The sequence below is a fragment of the Actinoplanes ianthinogenes genome (genome assembly GCF_018324205.1).
In the GTDB taxonomy this organism is placed as follows: domain Bacteria; phylum Actinomycetota; class Actinomycetes; order Mycobacteriales; family Micromonosporaceae; genus Actinoplanes; species Actinoplanes ianthinogenes.
Map to the genome: position 1 here is coordinate 7,620,563 of NZ_AP023356.1, position 6,938 is coordinate 7,627,500.

Here is a 6,938-nt window from a genome sequence, read left to right on the forward strand (position 1 = left end):
CCATCGGCATCCGCGTCATCGTCCCGTAACGCGAGGGATAGAGTCCGGATCGGGTGCCGATATGCCTCAACCTCGGGAGACAAAAACTCATGACTAAGACACCGGTCACCGTCACCGTGACGGGCGCAGCCGGCCAGATCGGCTACGCGCTGCTGTTCCGCATCGCCTCCGGTCACCTGCTCGGCGCGGACGTACCGGTCCGCCTGCGCCTGCTGGAGATCCCGGCCGCCACCAAGGCCGCCCAGGGCACCGCGATGGAGCTCGACGACTGCGCGTTCCCGCTGCTCGCCGGCGTCGACGTGTTCGACGACCCGAAGGCCGCCTTCGACGGCGTCAACGTGGCGCTGCTGGTCGGCGCCCGCCCGCGGACCAAGGGCATGGAGCGGGGCGACCTGCTCGAGGCGAACGGTGGCATCTTCGGCCCGCAGGGCGCCGCGATCAACGCGGGCGCCGCCTCCGACGTGCGCGTCCTGGTGGTCGGCAACCCGGCCAACACCAACGCCCTGATCGCCCAGCAGCACGCGCCGGACGTCCCGGCCGACCGCTTCACCGCGATGACCCGCCTGGACCACAACCGGGCCCTCGCCCAGCTCGCCGCCAAGCTCCAGGTCCCGGTCGCCGAGCTGCGCAAGGTCACCATCTGGGGTAACCACTCCGCCACGCAGTACCCGGACGTCTTCCACGCCGAGGCCGCCGGCCGAGCGGTCAAGGACCTGGTCGACCAGGCCTGGCTCGCCGACGAGTTCATCCCGCGGGTCGCCAAGCGCGGCGCCGAGATCATCGAGGTCCGCGGCGCGTCCTCGGCCGCGTCGGCCGCCTCCGCCGCGATCGACCACGTGCACACCTGGGTCAACGGCACCGCCGAGGGCGACTGGACGTCGGCCGCCATCGTCTCCGACGGCTCCTACGGCGTGCCGGCCGGCCTGATCTCCTCGTTCCCGGTCACCTCGACGGGCGGCAAGTGGGAGATCGTCCAGGGCCTGGAGATCAGCGAGTTCTCCCGCGCCCGGATCGACGCCTCGGTCGCCGAGCTCCAGGAGGAGCGGACCGCGGTGCAGGGTCTCGGCCTGATCAAGTAATTCACGATCAAGGGCGGCTTTTCGTACGCGAGAAGCCGCCCTTTCTCACATCCCGGTGACGTAGAGCTTGCGGATCGGCTCGGTCACCGTCCAGACGGTCTTGGTGCCCGCGGCCAGGCGTACCAGATCGCCCTGTTTGACGGTGGTCGTCGACGAATCCGTTTCGATCGTCGCCCGGCCGGACAGGACCAGGAACGCCTCCTCGGCCTCCACATCACGAACCGCGCCGGTGCTCATCTCCCACACGCCGACCTCCACGCCCAGCCCGTCCAGGGTGGTGACGGTGACCGCCCCGGTGGTCGGCTCGCCCGCGACGACCTCGTCCGGGTGACTCGGCTCGTGGCCGACGGTGACGTCGGTGAGGTGATAGACCGCTACTGGCTCCATGACCTTGCACGATAGTCGTAGGCTTCGCGTCAACAACGGCTGGTCGTGGGCTTTCTCAGCCTTCCTCCAGGCGGCGTTGCTAGCGTTCCGACGAAGCCGGCTACGGAGCACAGGAGAGATCGTGGTCTTCAAGAAGTTGCTGGGCGCCATGGGCGTCGGCGGTCCGAGCGTCGACACCGTGCTGAGCAACCCGAGCACCTATCCGGGAGCACCGCTGACCGGTCAGGTCAACCTCACCGGCGGCACTCAGGAAGCGGACATCGAGCACATCACGCTCGCCCTGGTCACCCGCATGGAGGTGGAGGGCGGCGGCGGTGACTACTCGACGACCGGCGACTTCTTCCGCCTGACCGTGGCCGGCCCGACCCGGATCTACCCGGGTCAGCAGCTGTCCATCCCGTTCCGCATCGACATGCCGTGGGAGACCCCGGTGACGACGGCGTACGGGCAGCAGCTGCGCGGCATGGTGATGGGCGTGCGCACCGAGGTGTCCATCGCCCGTGCGCTGGACAAGGGCGACCTCGACCCGGTCTACGTGCACCCGCTGCCGATCCAGCAGAAGATCCTCGACGCCTTCGGCCAGCTCGGCTTCCGCTTCAAGTCCGCCGACCTGGAGTACGGTCAGATCTACGGCGTCCACCAGACCCTCCCGTTCTACCAGGAGATCGAGTACTGGCCCGCCCCGCAGTACGCGCACGCCGTCAACGAGGTCGAGCTCACCTTCGTGACCAGCCCGCACCAGGTCGAGGTGGTCCTGGAGTTCGACAAGCGCGGCGGCCTGTTCCACAGCGGTCACGACACCTACAGCCGTTACACGGTCTCCCACCACGACGCGGACACCACCGACTGGCGGTCGGTCGTGGACGGCTGGGTCCGGCAGGCGGTCGACCGGCACAAGTCCCGCCCGGGTTACGGCGCTCCCGGCCACGGCGCCTACGGCGCTCCGGGCTACCCGCCGCCCCCGCCGCCCGGTTACGGCCACGGTGGACACGGTTACGGGCACGGTCCCTCGCACCACGGGCACTATCGGCACGGCAGTGGGATGGGTGGCGCCGTCCTCGGGGCGGTCGGCGGTCTGGCCGCCGGCTATTTCGTCGGTGAGGCCATCGAGGACGCCTTCGAGGACTTCGGCGGAGACGACTGACCTGCGGTTTCTCGGGAGAGGGCGGTAGCGCGTGGGGCGCTGCCGCCCTCTTTTCTCGTTTCATATCCCACTCACCCTATGGGAAATGTATGTGACCTGGGTCACAAAGGTGCTGACGCGGCGTCGCCAGCCGTTTACGTTCCTAGGCATGAGCCGAAGCAAGCGCCTGACCCGGCGTCGCTTCGTCGACTACCTCCGGGTGTGTACCTGCGCCTGTTGAGCGTGTGACGGCGAAGTCGCCGCCCCTGCAATACCGCCGGACCCCGCATCGTCGCCGGTCACTGCGGTGTATTCGTACGCAAAATCGCCCTTTTCTTCTCCGGCGGCATTCTCGAATGTCGTCCGATGACCCCTGAGGAGCAATCATGACCACCCGTCGAACCGCACTTGCCGGACTGCTGAGCGGCGCACTGCTGACCGTCACCGGGCTCTCCGCATGCGGCGACAGCGGCGCCGCGGCCGCCGGCGAGCAGGTCAAGGAACTGCGATATCAGGGCAGCGTGGGCGCGGTGACCTTGCCCGAGCTCGCCGCGGACCTCGGCTACCTCGGCGACCTGAAGCTCAAGTGGATCGGGAACACGATCAGCGGTCCACAGGACATCCAGGCCGCCACCACCGGTGACACGGACTTCGGTGGCGCGTTCAACGGCGCGATCGTCAAACTCGCCGCCAACGGCGCGCCGATCAAGGCGGTGATCGGCTACTACGGCGTCAACAAGGACACCTTCAGCGGCTACTACGTGCTCGACGGCAGCCCGATCAAGAGCGCCCGCGACCTGATCGGCAAGAAGATCGGCGTGAACACGCTCGGCGCGCACCACGAGGCGGTGATCAAGACCTACCTGGCCAAGAACGGGCTCACCGACGCGGAGATCAAGCAGGTCGAGCTGGTCGTGGTCCCGCCGGTCAACACCGAGCAGTCGCTGCGGCAGAAGCAGATCGACGTCGGCACCCTCGGCGGCACGCTGCGCGACAAGGCTCTCGAGCGGGGTGGCATCCACCCGGTGTTCACCGACTTCGACCTGCTCGGCGAGTTCACCGCGGGCAGCTACATCTTCCGCGACGACTTCCTCAAGAAGAACCCGGACACGGTCAAGACCTTCGTCACCGGCGTCGGCAAGGCCATCGAGTGGACCCGCACCACCCCGCGTGACCAGGTCATCGCCAAATTCGAGGAGATCGTCAAGAAGCGCGGCCGGAGCGAGGACAGCTCGCCGCTGCAGTACTGGAAGAGCTTCGGGGTGGCCGGCAAGAACGGCGTGATCGCCGACAAGGAGTTCCAGACCTGGGTCGACTGGCTGAGCCGGTCCGGCGAGCTGAAGAAGGACATCAAGGCCACCGACATCTTCACCAACCAGTACAACGTCGGAGGTGCGGCATGACCTCGAAGATCGTCTTCGAGAACATCGGCAAGGTGTTCCAGGCCCGCGGGACCACGGTCACCGCGCTCCAGGACATCAACCTGGAGGTCAAGGACGGCGAATTCCTGGTCATCGTCGGGCCGAGCGGCTGCGGCAAGTCCACACTGCTCGACCTGCTCGGCGGCCTCGCTGAGCCGACCAGCGGCCGGATCCTGGTCGACGGCAAGCAGATCACCGGCCCCGGCCTGGATCGCGGCGTCGTCTTCCAGCAGTACGCCCTGCTCCCGTGGCGCACCGCCCAGGGCAACGTCGAATTCGGTCTGGAAGCCAAGCACGTGCCGCGCCGGGAACGCGCCGCCCGCGCCAAGGAGTACCTGGACCTGGTCGGCCTGGCCGGCTTCCACGACCGCTACCCGCACGAGCTCTCCGGCGGCATGAAGCAGCGCGTCGCGATCGCCCGCAGCCTCGCGTTCGACCCCGACGTGCTGCTGATGGACGAGCCGTTCGCGGCGCTGGACGCGCAGACCCGGGACGGGCTCCAGGACGAGCTGCTGCGGATCTGGGAGAAGACCGGCAAGACCGTCGTGTTCATCACGCACGGCATCGAAGAGGCGGTCTATCTCGGACAGCGGGTGGCCGTGATCACCTCGCGTCCGGGGCGGATCAAGCAGGTGGTGGACATTCCTCAGCTCGAGCAGTCCGAGGACGTCCGGTCGGACCCGCAGTTCGCGCACTACCGGCATGAGATCTGGAGCCTGCTGCGCGACGAGGTCAGCAAAGCCCGTTCGCTGGAACTGGAGGCTTCCCGTGTCTAGCTCCACCCTGGTTGAGCCCGCGCAGACCGCGGCACCCCTGGTAGTGACCGCGCCGGCTGCGCGCCGTCACCGGCGTATCACAGGATTTTTCGGAAATGTTGTGACTCGGTCGGTCGCGATCCTCGCGCTCGCCGCGGTCTGGGAGATCCTGCCCCGGCTCGGCGTGGTCGACGCGACCTTCCTGCCACCGCTCTCCGAGGTGCTGAAGGCCTGGTGGGAACTGGTGAAGTCGGGCGAGCTGTGGGAACACACCCAGGCCAGCCTGACCCGCTCGCTGGCCGGCTTCGGTCTCGCGATCGTCATCGCCATCCCGCTCGGCCTGCTGATCGGCTGGTACAAACCGGTCGCCAACCTGCTCAACCCGCTGCTGGAGGTCTTCCGCAACACCGCGGCGCTGGCGATCCTCCCGGTCTTCGTGCTGATCCTCGGCCTCGGCGAGACCTCCAAGATCGCGATCATTCTGTACGCCTGCGCCTGGCCGATCCTGCTCAACACGGTCAGTGGCGTCCGCACCGTCGACCCGCTGCTTATCAAGTCGGCGCGGTCCCTCGGACTCGGCTCGCTGCGCCTGTTCCAGAAGGTGATCCTGCCGGCCGCGGTGCCCACCATCTTCACCGGCATCCGGCTCGCCGGGGCGTACTCGATCCTCATTCTGATCGCGGCCGAAATGGTCGGCGCCAAAGCGGGCCTCGGATACCTCATCAATTACGCCCAGTACAACTTCGCGGTGCCTGACATGTACGCCGGAATCATCACGATCTCCGCCATCGGCCTGCTCGTCAACCAGCTTCTGATCGCCATCGAGCGTCGCTTCTCGACCTGGCGCACCAACTAATTTCGGAGGAATGTCATGAGCATCGAAATCACGCGGATCGGTGGCCGGATCGGCGCTTCGGTGACCGGCGTCGACCTGAAGTCCCCCCTCGACGAGGGCGCCGCCAAGGAGATCCACGACGCCCTGGTCGAGCACAAGGTCCTGGTCTTCCGCGGCCAGCACCTCGACGACGAACAGCACCAGCGCTTCGCGTCGATCTTCGGCGAGCTGACCCTGGCGCACCCGACCGTCCCGTCCGTCGACGGCCAGGCCAACGTGCTCGAGGTGGCGGGCGGCGAGGGTGCCCGGGCCAACGCCTGGCACACCGACGTCACCTTCGTGGTCGCCCCGCCCAAGGCCACCACCCTGCGCAGCCTGGTCATCCCGCCGTACGGCGGCGACACCCTGTTCTCCAACACCGCCGCCGCCTACGCCGACCTGCCGGAGCACCTGCGCCTGCTGGCCGACCGGGCCTGGGCCGAGCACTCCAACGAGTACGACTACGCCGAGCACCCGCAGTTCCGCTCCACCGAGGTCGAGGAGTACCACAAGGTCTTCGTCTCCACCCGGTACCGCACCGCGCACCCGGTGGTCCGCGTCAACCCCGACTCCGGCCGGCCGAACCTGTTCATCGGCAACTTCGTCACCGGCATCCTCGGCCTGTCCAGGACCGAGTCCCGGGACATCCTGCGCCTGCTCCAGCACTACGTGACCCGGCCGGAGAACACCCTGCGCCACAAGTGGCAGGTCGGCGACATCGTCGTCTGGGACAACCGCAGCACCCAGCACTACGCCGCCGACGACTACGGCGACCTGGCCCGCAAGCTGCACCGGGTCACCGTCGCCGGCGACGTCCCGGTCAGCCTGGACGGCACCAAGAGCTACATCCTCGAGGGCGACGAGGCCACCCACTACACCCCGCAGGTGCAGTGATGTCCTCTTCTGAGCGGCAGCTTCACCTGAACGCCTTCGTGATGAGCGTCGGGCACCACGAGGCCGCCTGGCGCCTGCCGGAGAGCGACCCCTACGCCGACCTCGACGTCGAGCACTTCAAGAACATCGCCCGGACCGCCGAGCGCGGCAAGCTCGACTCGCTCTTCCTGGCCGACGGCCCGGTGCTCTGGGACCAGGTCGGGCGCCGCCCGTCCGGCGTCCTCGAACCGACCCTGCTGCTCACCGCGCTGGCCGGCGCCACCGAGCGGATCGGCCTGATCGCGACCGCGTCGACCACCTACAACGAGCCGTACAACCTGGCTCGCCGGTTCGCCTCGCTGGACATCATCAGCGGTGGCCGGGCCGGGTGGAACATCGTCACCACCGCCGGCCTGGACGCCGCCC

Annotated in this window: 8 protein-coding genes (1 of these 8 cut by a window edge); 7 read left to right on the plus strand and 1 reads right to left on the minus strand. The window is 68.0% G+C overall.

Going from position 1 to position 6,938, the window contains the following annotated elements; genetic code table 11:
- The first annotated feature begins 89 nt into the window (after positions 1-89).
- A complete protein-coding gene (locus Aiant_RS34425; RefSeq protein ID WP_189333112.1) occupies positions 90-1,079 on the plus strand; it encodes a malate dehydrogenase in 990 nt (329 codons plus the stop codon).
- 45 nt (positions 1,080-1,124) lie between these two features.
- Here Aiant_RS34425 and Aiant_RS34430 read toward each other — a convergent pair whose 3' ends face one another.
- Positions 1,125-1,466, minus strand: coding sequence for a cupin domain-containing protein (locus Aiant_RS34430; RefSeq protein ID WP_189333113.1), 342 nt, complete (start codon positions 1,464-1,466; stop codon positions 1,125-1,127).
- Positions 1,467-1,587: 121 nt separating this feature from the next.
- On the opposite strand from Aiant_RS34430, the gene Aiant_RS34435 reads away from it, so the two are divergent.
- From Aiant_RS34435 to Aiant_RS34460, 6 genes are all read left to right on the plus strand, one after another.
- The gene (locus Aiant_RS34435) at positions 1,588-2,610 is read left to right on the plus strand and encodes a sporulation protein (protein ID WP_189333114.1); all 1,023 of its coding nucleotides are present in this window, start codon (positions 1,588-1,590) and stop codon (positions 2,608-2,610) included.
- 365 nt (positions 2,611-2,975) lie between these two features.
- Positions 2,976-3,992, plus strand: a complete 1,017-nt coding sequence (locus Aiant_RS34440) for an ABC transporter substrate-binding protein (RefSeq protein ID WP_189333115.1) — start codon at positions 2,976-2,978, stop codon at positions 3,990-3,992.
- Positions 3,989-4,786: an ABC transporter ATP-binding protein gene (locus tag Aiant_RS34445; protein WP_189333116.1), complete on the plus strand. Its 798-nt coding sequence runs from the start codon at positions 3,989-3,991 to the stop codon at positions 4,784-4,786. The genes Aiant_RS34440 and Aiant_RS34445 overlap by 4 nt, the downstream gene beginning before the upstream one ends.
- A 100-nt stretch (positions 4,787-4,886) precedes the next feature.
- On the plus strand, positions 4,887-5,621 hold the full coding sequence (locus tag Aiant_RS34450) for an ABC transporter permease (protein ID WP_229830651.1): 735 nt from the start codon (positions 4,887-4,889) through the stop codon (positions 5,619-5,621).
- Positions 5,622-5,636: 15 nt separating this feature from the next.
- Positions 5,637-6,533 carry a TauD/TfdA dioxygenase family protein gene (locus Aiant_RS34455; protein WP_189333118.1) on the plus strand — a complete coding sequence of 299 codons (897 nt, stop codon included), beginning with the start codon at positions 5,637-5,639 and terminating at the stop codon, positions 6,531-6,533.
- Positions 6,533-6,938, plus strand: partial view of an LLM class flavin-dependent oxidoreductase gene (locus tag Aiant_RS34460; RefSeq protein ID WP_189333119.1) — the start only. The gene runs 941 nt beyond the window's last position; only the first 406 of its 1,347 coding nucleotides appear in the window; its start codon is at positions 6,533-6,535; the stop codon falls past the right edge of the window. Before Aiant_RS34455 ends, Aiant_RS34460 begins: the two co-directional genes overlap by 1 nt.

Coding starts and splice junctions, on each gene's coding strand:
- Aiant_RS34445 (WP_189333116.1), top strand. CDS start 3,989: ATGACCTCGAAGATCGTCTTCGAGAACATCGGCAAGGTGTTCCAGGCC.
- Aiant_RS34430 (WP_189333113.1), bottom strand. CDS start 1,466: ATGGAGCCAGTAGCGGTCTATCACCTCACCGACGTCACCGTCGGCCAC.
- Aiant_RS34440 (WP_189333115.1), top strand. CDS start 2,976: ATGACCACCCGTCGAACCGCACTTGCCGGACTGCTGAGCGGCGCACTG.
- Aiant_RS34455 (WP_189333118.1), top strand. CDS start 5,637: ATGAGCATCGAAATCACGCGGATCGGTGGCCGGATCGGCGCTTCGGTG.
- Aiant_RS34425 (WP_189333112.1), top strand. CDS start 90: ATGACTAAGACACCGGTCACCGTCACCGTGACGGGCGCAGCCGGCCAG.